General features: G+C 56.6%; 13 protein-coding genes. 8 read left to right on the forward strand and 5 right to left on the reverse strand.

All coding sequences use genetic code 11. The features are described from left to right. Positions 1-261 precede the first annotated feature (261 nt). Together AAFN83_RS11845 and AAFN83_RS11850 are read left to right on the forward strand one after the other, a co-directional pair. Entirely contained in the window at positions 262-957 is a 696-nt protein-coding gene (locus AAFN83_RS11845) for a response regulator transcription factor (RefSeq protein WP_347770207.1), read from the forward strand. 55 nt (positions 958-1,012) lie between these two features. After that, complete coding sequence (locus tag AAFN83_RS11850) at positions 1,013-2,395, forward strand: ATP-binding protein (RefSeq protein ID WP_347769545.1); 1,383 nt, start codon at positions 1,013-1,015, stop codon at positions 2,393-2,395. Between the two features lie 425 nt (positions 2,396-2,820). On the opposite strand, the gene AAFN83_RS11855 is transcribed toward AAFN83_RS11850, so the two are convergent. Next, positions 2,821-5,283 (reverse strand): type IA DNA topoisomerase, encoded by a 2,463-nt coding sequence (locus tag AAFN83_RS11855; protein WP_347769547.1) that lies wholly within the window; start codon positions 5,281-5,283, stop codon positions 2,821-2,823. A gap of 233 nt (positions 5,284-5,516) precedes the next feature. Between AAFN83_RS11855 and AAFN83_RS11860 the strand changes: the two genes are divergently transcribed. Then, positions 5,517-6,734 carry a polysaccharide deacetylase family protein gene (locus AAFN83_RS11860; protein ID WP_347769549.1) on the forward strand — a complete coding sequence of 406 codons (1,218 nt, stop codon included), beginning with the start codon at positions 5,517-5,519 and terminating at the stop codon, positions 6,732-6,734. A 78-nt stretch (positions 6,735-6,812) separates the two neighbouring features. After that, positions 6,813-8,045: an ArnT family glycosyltransferase gene (locus AAFN83_RS11865; protein ID WP_347769551.1), complete on the forward strand. Its 1,233-nt coding sequence runs from the start codon at positions 6,813-6,815 to the stop codon at positions 8,043-8,045. 117 nt (positions 8,046-8,162) lie between these two features. On the opposite strand, the gene AAFN83_RS11870 is transcribed toward AAFN83_RS11865, so the two are convergent. Beyond that, complete coding sequence (locus AAFN83_RS11870; protein WP_347769553.1) at positions 8,163-9,110, reverse strand: stalk domain-containing protein; 948 nt, start codon at positions 9,108-9,110, stop codon at positions 8,163-8,165. A gap of 182 nt (positions 9,111-9,292) precedes the next feature. After that, positions 9,293-10,381, reverse strand: coding sequence for a ribosome small subunit-dependent GTPase A (gene rsgA, locus AAFN83_RS11875; protein WP_481810505.1), 1,089 nt, complete (start codon positions 10,379-10,381; stop codon positions 9,293-9,295). A 389-nt stretch (positions 10,382-10,770) separates the two neighbouring features. On the opposite strand from rsgA, the gene AAFN83_RS11880 reads away from it, so the two are divergent. After that, positions 10,771-11,718 (forward strand): serine hydrolase domain-containing protein, encoded by a 948-nt coding sequence (locus AAFN83_RS11880; protein WP_347769555.1) that lies wholly within the window; start codon positions 10,771-10,773, stop codon positions 11,716-11,718. A gap of 625 nt (positions 11,719-12,343) precedes the next feature. Here AAFN83_RS11880 and AAFN83_RS11885 read toward each other — a convergent pair. Beyond that, the gene (locus AAFN83_RS11885; protein ID WP_347769557.1) at positions 12,344-13,747 is read right to left on the reverse strand and encodes an aspartate aminotransferase family protein; all 1,404 of its coding nucleotides are present in this window, start codon (positions 13,745-13,747) and stop codon (positions 12,344-12,346) included. 210 nt (positions 13,748-13,957) lie between these two features. After that, positions 13,958-15,004: an LCP family protein gene (locus AAFN83_RS11890; protein ID WP_347770210.1), complete on the reverse strand. Its 1,047-nt coding sequence runs from the start codon at positions 15,002-15,004 to the stop codon at positions 13,958-13,960. 235 nt (positions 15,005-15,239) lie between these two features. Between AAFN83_RS11890 and bcp the strand changes: the two genes are divergently transcribed. From bcp to AAFN83_RS11905, 3 genes are all read left to right on the forward strand, one after another. Continuing rightward, complete coding sequence (bcp, locus tag AAFN83_RS11895; RefSeq protein ID WP_347769559.1) at positions 15,240-15,710, forward strand: thioredoxin-dependent thiol peroxidase; 471 nt, start codon at positions 15,240-15,242, stop codon at positions 15,708-15,710. A 97-nt stretch (positions 15,711-15,807) separates the two neighbouring features. Beyond that, the gene (locus AAFN83_RS11900) at positions 15,808-16,518 is read left to right on the forward strand and encodes a thioesterase domain-containing protein (protein ID WP_347769561.1); all 711 of its coding nucleotides are present in this window, start codon (positions 15,808-15,810) and stop codon (positions 16,516-16,518) included. 129 nt (positions 16,519-16,647) lie between these two features. After that, entirely contained in the window at positions 16,648-18,252 is a 1,605-nt protein-coding gene (locus AAFN83_RS11905) for a polysaccharide deacetylase family protein (protein WP_347769563.1), read from the forward strand. Positions 18,253-18,268: the final 16 nt, after the last annotated feature.

Consider the following 18,268-nt stretch of genomic DNA (forward strand, 5'->3'; position numbering starts at 1 on the left):
AATCGTATGGATAACGAACAGCATGAGATCGCTGCGATTTATACAGGAGAGGGCTCCAATCGGGTAATCACAACCGATTTGGGGCCTTTTTCTCGTTCCAAGCGGATGGGGGAGGCTTGGTTCAAGACGAACGGGTTTACGTTGTGGTTATCAAGAACGGCCCCTTCTTTTTTACGGGATGTCTGCTAATATGAGGGTAACAGTCGCCACGTAAAGAAATGGTCGCGAACTGCTGCAAAAGAGGAAGTAAGGAGAATGACCATGCCAAGGGAAACCTTATTGATGGTGGATGACGAGAAAGAAATCATCAAGCTGATGGAGATATACCTGAAAAACGAAGGATACCAGCTTCTTACGGCGTCAAATGGCCAGGAGGCTTTAGAGCTTTTAGAACGGAACAAGGTTGACTTGATCGTAATGGATGTCATGATGCCCGAGATGGACGGGTTAACGGCGTGCATGAAAATCAGGGAGGACAACCATATTCCCATTATCATCTTGTCCGCCAAAAGCCAGGACCTGGACAAAATCACCGGGCTTTCGCTGGGTGCCGATGATTACGTGACCAAGCCCTTCAGCCCGCTGGAGCTTGTCGCCCGAATCAAATCTCAGTTGCGCCGGTACAAGCAATTTTCGGCTCCTGTCCAAGATCGGAACGAGCTGATTATCGACGATCTCGTGATTCATACGGCCAACCACCGGGTTACGCTGGACGGCAGGGAGATCCGGCTAACTCCCCGGGAATTTGCCATTCTGAGTATGCTTGCGGTAAACCGTGGGATCGTCCTCAGTATGGAGCAAATCTATGAGGAAGCGTGGAACGAGCCTTTTTTGGAATCAAAAAATACCGTGATGGTTCATATCCGAAAGATTCGCGAAAAAATTGAAAGCAATCCGCAGGAGCCCAAATTTATCAAGACCGTATGGGGCATCGGCTACATGATGACCGATTTGTAGAGGACGGATGAGCAAAAATCCGTTCTATCCTCACTTAAACGATGGATGTGGAATCGTGAAAACCCAAAATCGACAAGCCGCTTTTCCCGTCATCCAGGTCAGCTTAGGGATTACGGCGCTGCTTACGGCTATCGGCTACAGACTAATCGGCTATATCATGAAGGTCTCTCCGCTAGACCGTCCTTTTCGCTGGATCGTGGAAAACATAGGCTCCGCACCCGTGATGGCGGTTGCTGGCCTCGTGGTGTTTTTCCTCTCCTACCGGCTCTTACGTAAACGGTTTCCAAACGGACAGAATCCCGATGAAGAGGCTAATCGGGCGTTGAAGGAGAGCAAATACCGACTGTTTCGGACGATTCGCTGGAAGTTTATGTTCGTTTTCTTGCTCAGCCTTGCGGTGACGGTGGGCCTCGTCATTACCGGACACTGGCTTATCTCCACGCTGATCGGGCATTCTGCCTTCCAGGCGCCGCTTGCGTGGATCGTCAACCACATCGGCTCGGTCCCGATCATGGCGCTGACCGGATGCATGCTGTTTCTCATCGTCTTCTTTCTGACCAGCCGGGAGATGATCCGGTATTTGGAGGAAATCACCGGAGGGCTCAAGGAGATTGCCAAAGGGCAGTTTGATGTGGTCCTGCCGGTTCGCTCCTCGGACGAGCTGGGCATGCTCGCCTACAATATCAATCAGATGAGCAGCCAGGTCAAGCAGTCGATCGAAGAAGAACGCAATGCCGAAAAAACGAAAAACGATTTAATCACCGGGATGTCCCATGACCTGAGGACCCCGCTTACGTCCATCTTAGGGTTCCTCGAGCTGGTCGAAAACGACCGCTATCAGGACGAGGAAGAATTGCGCCATTTCGTCAGCATTGCCTACGAAAAGTCCTTGGGTGTAAAACGCTTGATCGACGATTTGTTCGATTACACGCGGATAAGCGGCGGTATGCCCTTGAACAAAGTGAAGCTGGATATGACGGACTTCCTCCGTCAACTGGCTGAGGAATTCGTACCGAGCTTGGAGAAAGCGGGGATGGAATGCAGGATCCATGCGGAGGAGAAGGACCTGATCGTCTTTGCGGATGGAGATCTGCTGGCTAGAGCTTACGAGAATTTGATCTCTAATGCCATTCGGTACGGACGGGACGGCAAATTCATCGATATCCGCGTCAAGGGAATGGGAGACGAGGTGGTCACCGAAATCGTCAATTACGGCGATTCGATTCCCAATAAGGATCTTCCTTACCTGTTTGACCGATTCTACCGGGTGGACGAATCCCGGTCCAAGCACACCGGTGGCACCGGTCTTGGCCTGGCCATTGCCAAAAGCATCGTGGAAGCCCATGGGGGACACATTGAGGTCGCAAGCAGTTCGGCGGAAACGGCTTTCCTGACTCGCCTTCCTACCCATGCTGAAGTTCCTTTTCGAAAAAGATAAGGATTTGATAAGGATTTGGAAACCTCTTGGTAAGAAGATTCTTTTATGATAGTCATGAAAAAGAATCTGAGGAGGGGCTGGAATGAACCGATACAAAATCATTGCAACGTTTGTCTTGGACGGCTAGGGGGTGAAGGGACCCGAGGTCACCACCGATTAGGGCAGATGAGGGTGTCGGTTCCCTTCCTATATAAGTTGAACTAGAAAACTTCACAGAGAGTGCGCACTGCGAGAAAAGCTTGAACCTCCGGTCGCTGTTGTTTTTCAATTCCTGATTCTATCTTTCTTTGTACGGTTGGAATTGAAAAACAAAGGCGAACGCTTATGCTCCTCCAGTTTCAATCTTTCTCTCCGTGCTTCTCTGTCATTTCTTTCGTTCAACTTATATAGCAAGCCGTTGAAGAGGATAAACCGTGCGATTTATACTACTGGATTTTCTCCAAGTTGAGGGAACCTTTGACCGGATCCAGAAGCACCAATCGCGCCTCGTAGGAGCCGCCGTCTGGTTCCGTAAATTTGAGCTTGCCAGTGCTTCCTTTCTCCGCAAGCTGTCGGACCATGCTGTCGGACAGCTTCTTCCCGAAGCTGTCCTTCCAGATGACGAAGCCGCAGCCATCCTTGTAGCGGCTGCAGCCGTAGCCCTTGCGGCCCATGAAGAGCTGGCCGCCGCAGCCGGGCCGCGGGCAGCGCGCAACATAGGCGCGCTCCGAATCGTCCGGCGCTGCCGATGCCGCGCTCGAGGGCTTGTCCGCGCGGGGAAGTTCCCGCGGGGCGGCAGTCGCCCCTTGCGCTTCGCCGCTGCTCACGCGCCGCGCTGTTGCTGCCGTGGCACCGCCGCGCGTTCCGCCACTCGCGGCCCCCGCCGCGTTTCCGGCTTCGCCGCTGCCCGCGCCCGCCCGCCGCGGTGCTGTCGCCGGGCCGACGCCCCGGGCTGCGCCGCTTTCGCCGCGCGTCCCGCCGCTCGCAGCACGCCCCCCGGCGGCTCGCGTTCCGCGGCGTCCACCGGGGCGCCCCGCTTCGGCGGTCTCGCCGAACAGCGCCTTGTCGGCGGCGGCTTGGGCGCTTGCCTTGTCCACGATCAGGCGCGCGAACTGCTTCACCTTCTCCATGAACGCTCCGCTGTCCGCTTGCCCGCGCGCGATCTCGTTCAACCGGCGCTCCCAGTGGCCGGTCATCTCCGGCGAGGCGAGCAGGTCGACGCCTGCTCCGCGGATGAGCTCGATCGCCATGCGACCCTTGGCCGTGATCTGGATGCGCTTGCCCTGCATGTCGATGTAGCCGACCTGCTTCAAGCGCTCGATGGTAGCGGCCCGGGTCGCCGGGGTTCCGAGCCCGGAATCCTTCATCGCGTCGCGCAGCTCCTCGTCCTCGACCTGCTTGCCCGCGCTTTCCATCGCCCGAAGGAGCGTGCCTTCGGTGAAGGACTTGGGCGGCTGGGTTTCCTTCTCGCGGGCGTTCGCTTCGCTGCAGTGCACGGGAGCGCCCGAGTCGAGCTGGAAGGGGGAATCGGTTTCCTCCTCTTCGTCCGCCTCGGCTTCGCCTTCCTTTTCCTTGCGGGCTTTGGTCGACTTGGCCTTCGCATTCTCTTCTCCGGCGTAGATCACCTTCCAGCCAAGAGCGAGCCGTTCCTTGATCGTCGTCTTGAAGCGCTCGCCCTCCACCTCGGTCAGCACCGTGTGGATTTTGTACTCGGCGGGAGGATAGAAATGCGCCAAAAACCTCCGAACCACCAGATCGTATACCTTTTGCTCATCGGGGGAGAGGGCGCCCGGCTTTTTGCGAGTGGGGAGGATGGCATGGTGGTCCTCCACCTTGGCTGGATTGCAGACGGCCTTGTTGTTCTTGTGCACACGCGACGGATCGGCTCCCGCAGCCAATTCCCCGTAGGCCGTTCCCTTCAACATCTGCAAGGATTGGTGCATCTCGGGGATATTCTCCTCGGTGACGTAGTTGGAGTTCGTCCGCGGGTAGGAGATCACCTTATGCTTTTCGTACAACGCCTGCGCGACATCCAGCGTCTTTTTCGCAGAGAAGCCGAGCTTTGCATTCGCTTCCCGCTGCAAGAGCGTCAGGTCATACAGCTTGAACGGGTATTCCTTCGTCTCCTTGCGCTCGTAGCTGGCTATCCGTCCAGGCTTACCGCCAACCTTGCTGGCGAGTGCCTTCGCCTTGTCCGCCTCGGTAAGGCGGTCGCCCTGCCAGAGCCCGCGATAGCGCGTCTCGCCTTGGAGGAAGAAAGCCTCGACCTCATAGAACTTCGTCGAGGAAAAGGCCTCGATCTGCTTCTGCCGATCATAGATCAGCGCCAGGACAGGCGTCTGAACGCGTCCGACCGATAGGAGGACGTTGTGCTTCACGGTGAATGCTCGCGAACCGTTCATGCCGATGAGCCAGTCAGCTTCGCTGCGGGCGCGCGCGGCGCTCGTCAGGTTGTCGTAATCGGCGCCGCTCTTCAGCTCGCGAAAGCCGCGGCGAATCGTCTCCGCCGTGAGGTCGGAGATCCACAACCGATCGACGGGCTGGCGAAGCTTCAGGTGCTGCTGGATATAAGCGAAGATAAGCTGACCTTCTCTTCCGGCGTCACAAGCGTTGACGATACGGTCGCATTGCTTCGCGAGCTCCCCGATGACCTTCAACTGATCCCGAGTCCGGTAGACGGGAATGAGCTTGAATCGATCGGGAATAATCGGAAGGTCAGCCATCTTCCACTTCTTGTACTTGTCGTCGTATTTGTCAGGCTCGGCCAGCGTAATCAAGTGGCCGATCGCCCAGGTGATGATATAGGTTTCGCCTTCGAGATGCGTTCGCTTGTTCGCGGCCTTCGGTTCGATGGCTGCTGCGATATTCCGTCCCATGTCGGGTTTCTCGGCGATGACGAGCGTTTTCATGCGTCAACCTCCCATCCGAAGAGTATAGCAGATTTCTGCCTTTTTCGAATCGGTCTCCCGCAGGGGCTTTCGTTCACCAGTCGTCCATTCTTTGCAGGAAACCTTTTGACTCCCCCAAGCGTCTTCTTGTTGGAGGATCTCAAGGAGGTCCTGTTTCGATGTTCGCTTTTTCACGCTTTACAGAGAAGCCGAGCATCTCGTATACTTGTCTTTTGGCATAAGGGAGGATCTGGATGTTTATTTATCGCAAATGGTCGCGCCTGTCGGTTCTGTCGCTCCTCATCCTACTCTCAGCTGCTCTTACGCTGGGCGGCTGCGGGCGATCGCAATCCAAGCCGACTGCTTTCCAGGTGAATGGCAAAGCGGTTCCGGCGCCGGAGGTCGAGCTGAAGGAGGGAGAGCTTTACGTTCCCGCTTCCTTCCTGAAGGAACAGCTCGGCATGGAGGTCACCTGGACACCGGTTCCGGCTGAGCCGGAAGCCAAAGGACCGAAGGTGTACTACTCCAACCGTGTCCAAACACTCATGTACCATGATATATCGCCCAAGGATCAACCGGGGCGTTCTTCCATTACCGTTGCTGATTTTCGCAAACAGTTAGAGCTGCTGCGCTCCGAGGGGTTCCATGTCATTTCGATGGATCAATACGCGGACTTTCTTCTGAACAACGGAAAGGTTCCGGACAACGCCGTTCTGCTCACCTTTGATGACGGGTACGAAACCTTTTATACCTATGCCTATCCGATGCTCAAGGAGTTTGGCTATCCGGCAACGGTCTTCCTGATCGTATCAGGAGTCGACGATCCCTCGCGTCCGGGCTCGCCCAAGCTGAAGTGGGACCAGATCAAGGAAATGAACCGCGACGGAATGAGCTTCTACAGCCACACGTACGATCAGCACATTACGATCCCCGTTGACGAGAAGGATTCGCAAAAGCCTGCTCTCATGCACGCCAAGTACCTCAAGAATGAAAAGCGTATGGAAACACAAGAGGAATACCGCACTCGCATTCAGAACGATCTGGCCAAGGCCAACGAGCGATTGAATGCCGAGCTGGGCAATAAGCGGAACATTCTCTGCTTCCCTTACGGCAAATACAGCCTGACCACGCTTGACGTAGCCAAGTCCCTCGGCATTGAAATCATGTTTACGACGATGGAAGGGATCGATACGAGGGTCGACCGGATCGGCTATCGAATGAATGGCTCCAAGGCAGGGGAAAAGCCCGAGGTGCTCATCTCCCGGATGAAGAAGAGAGCGGAGACGCTGGAGAATGCCGAGACGAAGGGCGTTCTGAATGTTAACGGGAACCCGCTTCCGCTGTCCGGCCTGGTGCCGGAGGAGAAGGAGAAGGAGCTGCTGGTGCCTCTGCGGGAGTTCTGTACCGCTGCAAAAGTGGGGATCGTGCATGAGAAAAAGCAGAACCTCATTGAGTTGACGGTTTCTCAATGATAAAATCAACCTGAGTTTGTTTCATTACGGACTTCTTTGTTTCTCCATTACTCGTCGAAAAGGGGCTGACCAAAACCTGTGGCAGCATTAGGCAACCGACTCAAACCCGCAGCGAAGTATCTGATTGTCGTCATCCTGGCAGTGGCGCTCTTCATGCGGCTCGATTATGTGACCAACTACAAGTTTCCCGAAATCAAGAACGACCAATACTATTACACTGTCATGGCCGCTCAGATTATCGAAGACGGCGTATACGGATACAAAACGGAGACGCCGAACGCCAAGGTGCCCCCGGGCTGGCCGCTTTTCCTCGTTGGGATATTCAAAGTGTTCGGCTATTCGGACATGGACCATACGCTTACGATCATTCGTGTGTTTAACAGCTTCTTCGGCGTAGGGATGATCTTCTTCCTCTACCTGATTGGCAGCCGCCTGTTCAACCGCTGGGCGGGGCTGATCGCCGCCGCGATGGCGACGGTCTACGGGCCTTATCTCTTTGTCTCCGGCCTTATTTTGACGGAGAATCTATTCCTGCTCCTCTTCATGGCGGCAGCCTACTACCAGATTCGCATCATTCAGGACAATCGGATCTCTGATCATATCATTGCAGGGGCGCTCGCAGCAGCGGCTACGCTCGTTCGGCCGAACACCATCGTGATCACCGTTGTGCCGTATCTGTTCCTGTGGGCGAAGCACAAGAAGCTGTTCCTGAAGCAGATCCTGATCGGAGCCGGCGCTTTCGCCGTCATGATGCTGCCGTGGTGGATCCGCAACCTGATTACGATGGACAAGTTCATCCTGCTGTCCCAAGGCTCCGGCAACCCGTTCCTTGCGGGCACTGAGCCTTACTTTAAGAAGTCGATTCCGTGGAACGACATCGATTACGATCACCAGACCGAGCTCGGGCTGGAGCGGATTAAGGCAGGCCTGAAAGAAGATCCGTATACGTGGATTCGCTGGTACACCACCGGGAAGACGAAGGCGATGTTCCTGCGCGGGATCTACGCCGCTCACTATTTCGTTTACCTGGACTATAAGCCGTGGGAGAATGTCCTGCGGATGATGCACAAGTTCCTCGTCTACTGGGGAATGTCGCTTACGGCCATCATGCCGTTCATTCGTCGGCCGTACCGCTTCCTGGCCGTTCACTTCTTCCTGTTCCTCGGCATTCAACTGCTGTTCATTCCGGAAACCCGCTATACGCTTGGCATGATGCCGTTCCTGATGCTGACGATTGCCGGTGTCGTAACCGACCTTGTCATCTACGGACGCAAGTGGAACGAAATTCGTCGTTCGATTCCTACGGCGTAATCTCTATGTTGCGACTATAAGAAGAGGGCGTCCCTAGGTCATCACAGATGACTTGGGGACGCTCTCTTTGTGTTTTTGTTCGGCTTGGCAGACATCCTGATGAAGACGGTTTCCAGGCTAGCGAAGGGCTGAGAAGGAAATCCGAATGCGCTCCATGGAGCGTCTCATCGCCTCATACTCCTGGGCCAACGCCTCGTTCTGGAGGTTGTATTGGACGTCGGAGGCGGCTGCCATGGCATATACCCGGCCCTTGGCTTCTCCCATTTGCCAGGAGGGGACCTGTTCCAAGAGGGTCTTGCCCGATTCTTCCCAAACCTTCTTCGGGTAGAGGTTGATGGTGAACAGAACGCCCCCAGTTTCTACATTGGCGTTATCCACGAACGTGAGAGAGGTGACCTGATGATCAGAATCTATAGAGGGGATTACAGTGAATTTGTCTCTCCAAAACTCGGGAAGAGCGAGGGAGAAACCATTTTCCCAATTTTCGTACAGGAAGGTGGGAGCAGGTGCAATCGATTTTCCATCCTCGGCTTGCACATTTAGAATCATCGTATCGTAAGCACGCAGATCTTCTGGTGCTGACGTGGTAAAAATCCGGGTTTCCACTCCAAAGGTCCCTGTTACGAGGGCGCTTCCGAGCTTCTGGTTTGCCGCATCATAGAAGGTCAGGCTGCCCTCCAAGCTTTTCACCGTATTGCCGATGCCGCTGTATTGAAGCTGGCCGATGATTTCCGTCCGGTTACCGGATCGGGTTAAAACCAGATTGCCGACGGACACGCTCGGGACATTCGGATCGGTGATCGAAAGAGGGCCATGTTGAAGAATGAGCTTGCGGCTCTCCTCTTCAAAGCTGGACGTCCCGCCCAAGCTCTCTGCGAGAAAACGAACCGGAGCATAGAGACGACCGTCCACCTCCAGCACTTTGTCGGGCTTCTCCAGCTTGATTTCTTTGCCGTTGACGAGAAAGGAGACGTTCACTTGCCGGGCTTGAAGAGAGATGACAACTGCGACAGACGTACCGGCCAATAAGGCGCCGCAGAGCAGGCCGAGCCAAAACTTTTTCATGGGTCACCTCGCGTAAGATCGCTACGAATAAGACGTTGGCATCGCAAAGGAAGTTACCACTATCTGAGAGAAGGGGCACGTCGTTTTAAGAAGAGCCGCAGTTCGGGCAGTTTTAGCTCCCAGACAAAGAGCAGCCGACTTCCATGGCGGAAGCCGGCTGCTTGATTGGAGCGTATGCCCGATTAGTCATCCTGCTGTGCGTCTCGCACTTGCATGCGGGAAGTCCCTGTTTGCTTGCGGCTGCCTTTTTCCAGCATGCGCTGACGCTGCTGCTCGCGACGGGTAATAAAGGCGAGCTCCGCCTCCAGCTTGCGATAGCTGTCATAGCGCGCTTGCTCCAGCGTTCCCCCTTGCAGGGCTGCTCGGACGGCACAGCCGGGCTCCTTGCGGTGGGTGCAATCGCCGAAGCGGCAGGAGTCGGCCAATTCCTCAATATCGGAGAACGCCTCTCCAAACCCTTCATCCGCCGATACGAGTTGAAGCTCACGCATGCCTGGCGTGTCGATAATCATGGCATCGCCTTCTAATGGAATGAGCTCGCGATGGGTTGTCGTGTGACGACCGCGCGAATCGTCCTCGCGGATGCCTTGCGTGGCCATGATTTCTTTGCCGGCCAGGTAGTTGGTGAGCGAGGACTTGCCCGCACCTGAGGAGCCGAGCAGGGTCAACGTATGGCCGGGGAGAAGGTAGGCGCGCAGCTCTTCCATGCCTTGGCCCGTTACGACGCTCACGGCATGAACGGGAACGCCCGGTGCAATCCCTTCCGTTTCGGCCGCATAGAGGGCGGGATCGTCGCATAGATCGGCCTTGCTGAGCACGATGACCGGCTGAGCCCCGCTCTCCCATGCAGCGATCAGGTATCGCTCCAGCCTGCGGAGGTTAAAGTCGTAATTGAGGGCAGCGACCAGGAATACGGTGTCGACATTGACCGCCGCAATCTGTTCGTCGGAGACCGCACCGGCCTGTTTGCGGGAAAACTTGCTCTTGCGCGGTAGGATGGCATGGATGGTTCCGCGTCCATCATCGGGACGGGCCGTCAAGACAACCCAATCGCCGACGGCGGGGTAATGCTCCCGGCCGGTAGCGGCAAAGCGGAACTTACCCGTTACTTCGGCCAGCAATTCGCCGTGGATGGTTTGCACGGTGTAGAGCTGCTTGTGTTCAGCAATGACGCGGCCTGGCGTCATGCCCGGTTCTGCTGCAGCCTGAAAGGCTTCGGCCCACTTGGCAGTCCAGCCCCAAGGGACAAGAGATTCAAACAAATCATTCATGTAAGGAAGAATTCCTCCTAATAATGGATTGGTTTCATGCGGTTCGTTACTCTTCACAAATAACGGTGAACATGCTGTTCATTTCGGGTGCGTGATCGTGGAATCCGTATTCATCGACTGTCGGAATGCGCTCGGTTAAGGTATATATGGAATCGGACATTCTCATCATCCTCTCTTCCTGCGGAGGGTTCAGCAGAAGTCCGTCCGCTTACAAAACATGTTTGTTTCCTTTTCAGTATAGAAGGGGAGGGTGCTCCGGCGAAAGGGAAAGAACCGTTATAACTCGGGAAAGAATCGTTATAACCGAAGGAGCGTCTGACCTCCGCGTTTGATCCGCTCACCCCAACCTGCTAAACTCGATGGAGCAGGAGACAGCAGGAGGAGAACGTATGGCCGAAAGCCTTAGGGAACGCTTGTGGACAGGGTTGGAGGAGCAGCAGATTGCGGCTTGTCTCGTCTCGGTCCGGGGAGAATTGCTCGTGGAAAAATACCGGGAACCCCGACTGGCCCATGAGGTTGGCAAAATCAACTCCTGTACCAAGAGCGTATTGTCTGCCTTGATCGGCATCGCCATGGACCAGGGGGTTATGCCTGGACCGGAGGCACTCGTCTCGGAATTCTTCCCCGAAATGGGACAGGATGAGGACCTGCGAAAAAGGGCCATGACCCTGCGCCATCTACTGACCATGTCGTCCGGGCTGGACTGGACCGAATTCGGCGGACAGCAGTCTTTTCCAACGATGATTCGCACTCCGAATTGGGTGGATTTTGTCTTGTCACGACCGCTCGCTCATGAACCTGGCGAGCGAATGGAATACAACTCCGGCTGCTCTCAGCTGCTGGCCGCGGCTTTGCGGAAGGCGGCAGGCCGATCTGTGGCTGAGTTTGCAGAATCGGAGCTGTTCGGACCGATGGGAATCGACAGCTACGAGTGGGAGAGAGACCCGCAAGGAGTCCATACCGGGGGCTTCGGGTTACGGCTGAAGCCTGTGGACCTGCTCAAGTTTGGGCTGCTTCATCTGCAGCAGGGGAGCTGGAAGGGCCGTCAGGTGATAAAAGCCAGCACCGTCAAGGAAGCGACCAGTCCCTCGATTCCTGCCACCGGGCCGCATAACGGCCAGTATGGCTGGCATTGGTGGGTGTCATCTTCTCCGGGCAGCGAGGGCGAAGCGATCCACTATTATTATGCCCTTGGGTTCGGGGGCCAATATGTGATCGTGATCCCGGCCATGGAGACCGTAGTCGTCCTAACCGCCGATCGCTTCAAGCGAAAGCGGCATCAGCCGGTCGATCTCTTCCGAGAGTATGTCGTGCCGTGGCTGGTTAGCGAAGCATAGGAGGGCGGATTAGAGGCTGTTCAAGGGGGGAGCTTCAGAGTAGTTTACATCGGAGTTCTGCAATTCTGGAGTTCTGGACTTCTACTGCCTAACGGAGCACCATGGAGGAGAGAGAGCCGGAACGAAGTAGGTTTTAGACCGGTCACCGCAGGCTTATGAAAGTGAATGGTTGACATTTTTCTTAGAATGAGGTAGAATATGTTCTTGTACCAAACTCAATAACCCCTTTACTTGACTGTTCACCGAATCTTTTCCCCGCTACGCACCGTTCCTTTCCCTTAGGATTTCATTCCCACCGGACGAAACGATTCCCGGACAGATACGAACAGCTTAATTCACACTGGCGCGGTCATCGGAGCCGCAAGGATGGAAGAGAGGCAGGGCTTTCATCGTTTTAAGATTACAATCGTCGATAAAGTAATGTGAGTTTGTCAGAGGTCGTCCCAGGGGCGGCCTTTTCCAATTGAATAGAAAGCAGCCGCGGACGAGAATCCGGGCTGCTTTTTTAGGCAGATCATGACGAGAAACGTAACGGCTGCTCGGAATCCTATTCGGGATATGGCCGAGCGAGCCTCTTCGAGAAAACCAGCCACGCCCCGATAAGGGCGGACTGAGCCACAAACACTTATTTGCGCTGCTCCGCCATATGAGCGAAGGAGGCTTCTGCCGCCTCCAGCGTGTAGGTGATGTCGGCGTCGGTATGCGCCGTCGTCAGGAACCACGCCTCGTATTTCGAGGGGGCGAGGCAGATGCCCTTGTCGAGCATCAGGCGGAAGAACTGGGCGAACGCTTCGCCGTCCGTGTCCTTGGCCTCGTCGTAATTCGTGACGGGGTGAGCGCAGAAGTGGGTCGAGAAGGACCCGCGAATCCGGTTCACCGTGAGCGGAATATCGTGCCTGCTCGCCGATTCGGCGATGCCCTCCGTCAAGCGGATGGCCAGCTTGTCCATCTGCGCGTAGACGCCCGGCTCGGCGAGCGCCTCCAGGCAGGCGATGCCGCTCGCGATCGAAGCCGGGTTGCCGGCCATCGTCCCGGCCTGATAGGCCGGACCGAGCGGGGCAACCTGCTCCATCACCTCGCGGCGGCCGCCGTAGGCGCCGATAGGCAGGCCGCCGCCGATCACCTTGCCAAGAGCCGTCAAGTCCGGCTCGATGGCGCGGAAGAACGCGGCCCGGGCTGCTGCTTCCGCTTCGGCGGTCAGGCTCCCGGCCGCAGGGCCGTCCAGGCTCGCGGCGCGAAGCGGCTCGGGCACGAGCCCTTCGTACGTCTGCGCGGAGCCGTAATGGAAGCGGAACGCGGTGATGACCTCGTCATAGATGACGAGGGCCCCGTGCTGCCGCGCCAGCTTGCCGAGCCCTTCGAGGAAGCCCGGCTTCGGCATGACCATGCCGAAGTTGCCGACGATGGGCTCGACCATGACGGCCGCCGTCTCGGCGCCCCACCGTTCCAACGCCGCAGAGAGAGCATCCAGGTCGTTGAATGGAACGGTGATGACTTCGCCGGCGATGCTTTGGGGCACCCCGGCGCTGTCCGGCGTCCCGAGCGTGGACGGGCCGGAACCGGCCGCGACAAGCACGAGGTCCGAATGGCCGTGGTAGCAGCCGGCGAACTTGATGATCTTGCTCCGTCCGGTGAAGGCGCGTGCGACCCGGATGACGGTCATGACCGCTTCGGTTCCCGAGTTAACAAAGCGCACCTTGTCCATCGAGGGAATGGTGGTTTTGAGCATCCGTGCGAGCTGAATCTCCAGCTCGGTCGGGGTTCCGTACAGCACGCCTGTTTGAGCGGCGCGGGTGATCGCTTCCGTGACATGCGGATGAGCGTGGCCGAGGATGATCGGCCCGTACGCGCACAGGTAATCGATGTAGCGGTTGCCGTCTTCATCCCAGAAATGGGCGCCTTGGCCTCGCTTCATGAAAACAGGCGCGCCTCCGCCAACCGCCTTGAAGGAACGGGACGGGCTGTTTACCCCGCCAACGATATGGGTGAGCGCTTCTTGGTAGAGCTGTTCGGATCGGGTACGAATCATGGAAAGGGACACTCCTTAGGGAGAATGGTGAGAGAAACGAGTGGAAGACATGAAGGGAAACATAAGGGGGTGAATTCGAACTCATCCCTCGTTAGCGGGGGACAGAAGCTTCCCGCTCATGGAACATAAGCAAGTCTTCGCATGTGGCGCTTCATGGCCGGCGAAGACTTGCAGGGTTAACTCTATGCAACTAAGCTTGGGAGCGAAGGATCAGGCTCCGGGGCTCGTTCCGCTTGGGGACGGCGAGGGGGAACCCGACGTGTCCGAAGACGGCTCCGGTGTGGCGAGCTGCTGCTCGAGAAAATCGGTGATGAAGGCTTTGACGGCATCGGCGTCTGTTCCGACGACCTGCGCGCCGCCTACCCGCAGCTCTTGTACAAGGTTGCCGGGCGGCAACTGCTGGCTGGCAATGGTGCCTGCCATGATTTTGTACCCCAGCGTGCCAAGCCGCAGCATATCGTTTACAGACAGGTTGGTCTCGATGTAGGGGTCCATGGCCGAGACAATCTTCGGCAGCTTGAGCAGGTTGGTGGTGCTTTGCATCTTCTGAGCAACAGCCGTCATGAACTTGCGCTGGCGCTCCGTCCGGGTAAAGTCGGAGGTGGCGTCATGGCGAAAGCGGACGTATTGCAGCGCCGTTTTGCCGTCGAGGTGCTGGAAGCCCTTTTTCAGGTGGATGTCGAATTCATGTCCATCCCATGCATCGACATAGTCCATGTCCTTCTCGACGTCGATGTCGATCCCGCCGATTGCGTCCACGAGAGACATGAAGCCTTGAAAATCCGTATAGACGTAGTATTGAATTTGAAGTCCGGTGAAATCACTCACCGTCTCCACCGCCAGGTTGGGCCCGCCGTAAGCGAGTGCAGCATTGATGCGATCCATCCCGTGATCGGGAATCTTTACATAGGTGTCACGCAAGATCGAGAAGAGGGCAGCCTTTTTCGTAACGGGATCGATGGAAGCGATCATGATGGAGTCGGACCGCGGGATTTCGCCGTTCGTCTTGCCGCGCGAGTCTCCGCCGAGCAGCAGAATGTTGACGCGATCCTTGCCGGTCCACTCCGGGGGAACATAGGTGGATGCCGGCTCCTGGTAGCCCAGGTTGTCGGTTTTCTTATCGTCAAATATGGAGCTGATCGCTCCGTTCTTGTGTAAGCCATCCAGTGAATTGTATAAGGTGAATCCGTAATAGCCGACCGATATGAGGACAACGAGAGATAACGTGAGCGCCAGCCATTTGGCTGTTTTGCGCAATCGCATGAAGATGCTCCTTCCAGATGCGGGCCTATGCCCGGTTCATGAAGACGAATGTCGAATTTGCACGTCCCAAAAGGCAGTGCTTGTTCTATTATACGGCGACGAGAGGGCGGGTCGCAACTTGAAACCTTTGTCGAACGGAAGACGAAGCGATTTGGTTGCCCTTCCTGGGTCTGGTACAATAAAAGGAATGAGTAGGCCGGCCTTGTCGGCACAGGAAGGTGGAACAAAGATGGAACTTCAAATCGGACAGCAAGCACCGGATTTTGCACTCCCGTCTACAAACGGGGAGACGGTTCGGCTACGTGACTACCGCGGGAAAAAGGTGGTACTGTACTTCTACCCGAAGGACAACACCCCCGGCTGCACGACGGAGGCATGCGACTTTCGCGACAAGCATGAGGCCTTCTCGGATGTAAATGCCGCCATCATCGGGATCAGCACCGATCCGGTGAAATCGCACGAGAAATTCGCGGGAAAATACGGGCTTCCCTTCGTCCTTCTGGCGGACGAGCAACGGCAGGTCGCGAATGCTTACGGCGTCTGGAAGCTGAAAAAGAACTACGGACGCGAATACGAAGGAATCGAACGCTCCACCTTCCTGATTGGAGAGGATGGGACGCTTCTTCGGGAGTGGCGGAAGGTCAAGGTAGCCGGTCATGTCGACGAGGCGCTGGAAGCGGTTCGTACCCTGCAGGGGTAGCAAGCTGGCCGTTTTCATGGACTCCGAAGGAACGGGGCTTGTGGAAGATGCGGGCGGGTTCCGTTCGGGGTCTTTTCAGAGGAGGAGGGAACTGTCGATGAGGGATGCCGATCAAACGGACTCGGCTGTCCATGCTCAGCCTGAGCCTGAGCTCGAGCCCTTGAAATCGATCTACTTTCTGTCGGGGATCGGAACGTGGCGCTCGGGAGACTTGTTTGGCGGCGCGATGAAGGACATTGCGGCCCGCTATGCTTCTGTCGGAATCGCTCCGGTTCACGTCCGCGACATCTATCCTTACGGCTGGATGGATGATGTTCCCCTGAAGCAGTTTTACCGTTTCCTTGCAAGACAGGCTCTGCGTGTGAGCCACGACATGTATGTGCGGTATACCCGCAATCGCGGGGGACATCGCGCTTTTCGCGAGATTCGCAAGGACTATGAGGAAGCGGGTGGCGGGCCTATCGTTCTGATCGGGCACAGCGGCGGGGGAGTGGCGGCGTACAAAACGGCCAAGCTGCTCACGGACCGCGGCTATACGGTGGAAGCGGTCATTCACATCGGCACTCCAACCCACAGTATTGCAGACGATTGGCAGGATCGGGTGTGGACGCTCCGCAAGGCGGGACGAATCGGCGACGGGATTACCTGGTGGGGAAGACCCTGCATCGGAGCCCCAAGGCAATCGGCGGTTGTCGCGATTCGGGGCGGGCATACGGATTATTTTCGAACAGACCGAACCGATGCAGAGGGACGCAGCAACTTGACCTTGGTGATGGACAAGGTCTGGGGATGGCTGAAGCCGCGGTAGTGGTTGGCCTTTTGACTGAATGCTGCATCAGAAAATGCATTGGCATAACCACTGTTTCTCTCCCATATACTCTATCAATTGCCAAAATTGATAGCCCCGGCACGATCGGGGACGACGGAGGGACAGAACATGCGCGGTTTATTCGGAAAACCCGTTCGATCGGCACTCGCAGCTGCAACACTCGCGCTCACGCTGCTTGCGTATCCGGCAGCATCGTTCGCTGAAGCTCACTCAGCGGAAGGAGCAAAGCTCTATCAAACTCTCAAAACCGGACAGGGACTCCCGCCAGACGACACCACCTCCAAGCAAGCCGCTTCTCAAGAAGCAACTGAGGAGAAAGTGGTGTATTTGACGTTTGACGATGGACCGAGCAAGCTGACCCCCGCCGTGCTGGACCTTTTGAAGCAGGAGCAGGTGAAGGCGACCTTCTTCGCGCTGGGAGAGCTGGCGGAAGCCCGTCCGGCGCTTGTGAAAAGGGTGGTGGAGGAAGGCCACGCGTTGGGCAACCATAGCTACAATCACGTCTATCGAGAGCTGTACAGCTCTTTTGAAGGGTTTTGGGACCAGATTACCCGAACGGAAGAGGTGCTCTTCCAGATTACCGGGAGCCGCACATCCCTGCTTCGTCCCCCAGGCGGGTCCTACACGAATTTCGATTCCTTCTACTTCTATTTGTTGGAGCAAGCGGGCTATCGCGTCTTCGATTGGAACGTCGACAGCATCGATGCCTCCAAGCGAGGAGTGAAGGCATCCGCCATCTTAAACGCCGTGGTGAAAGCGCCGCTTAAGAACCGAATGGTGGTGCTCATGCATGACGGAGCCGGCCACGAAGAGACGGTGAAGGCGCTCCCCGCCATCATTAAGCATTTCAAGGACAACGGGTACCGCTTCGAGCGGCTGGATGCGGCAGACACTTCCGTTCAGTTCCGGTTGGGCAAGCCGAAGTGGGAGCGGACGATGGGGGAATCGGAGTTTGCTTATCTGCTGGAGGAAGCCCGTGCCCATGCGATGAAATTCGAATCGGAAGGGAAGCCTCAACTGGTGAGTGGAGAGAAAATGGACACAGAGGGGGCTCGGACTGCCGACTCACCGGCAGGAACATCTGGGGATTGTACCGATCACGGAGAGGACGGGACAGCGGGACACTCCTCGACCCCGCCGGTAAAATCGGCAGATTCCGCAGATGAAGGGACGACCGAAACAACCGATTCGACGGGCTCTCGGCAATCTGGCAAGACTGGAAACTCTGCGAGTTCCGGTAATGTACAGACGGGTAACCCTGTTAGCGCGGGGAACTCCCAGCCGTCTGCCTCTTCTGCACAGACAGGCAAAACTCTTACCGTTCTGCTGAATGGGCAAGCCTGGACCTTGAAACCAGGGGAGCACGAACTGATCCGGGGCCGTTTCTTCGTCTCCCTGCCTGATCTTGTTTCCCGGATGGGGGGACAGGCCGGGATATCGCACGGGGAAACGGCTCAGATCGGCCTGACCCGTCTCACCCTTGATCCCTCCTCGCATCAGGTGAGGGTAGACTCCCCTGGGCGAGGGTCGGTGACGGCGGCCCTCGTACCTATCCACCAAGGAGCAAATGGTGAGCTTACGGTACCATTGCGCACGCTGGTCGAGCTTTTGGGCGGCCGAATTGCCGGCTATCTGCTGCAGGGGGATGGGGGAATGGTGGAAGCAGAGTGGCCAATCGGGTTTCCAACGTGGTGGGTTGACGGAACTCTATGAGGCATTCTCTATTCTT

It is taken from the genome of Gorillibacterium sp. CAU 1737 (genome assembly GCF_039888655.1).
GTDB lineage: Bacteria > Bacillota > Bacilli > Paenibacillales > NBRC-103111 > Gorillibacterium.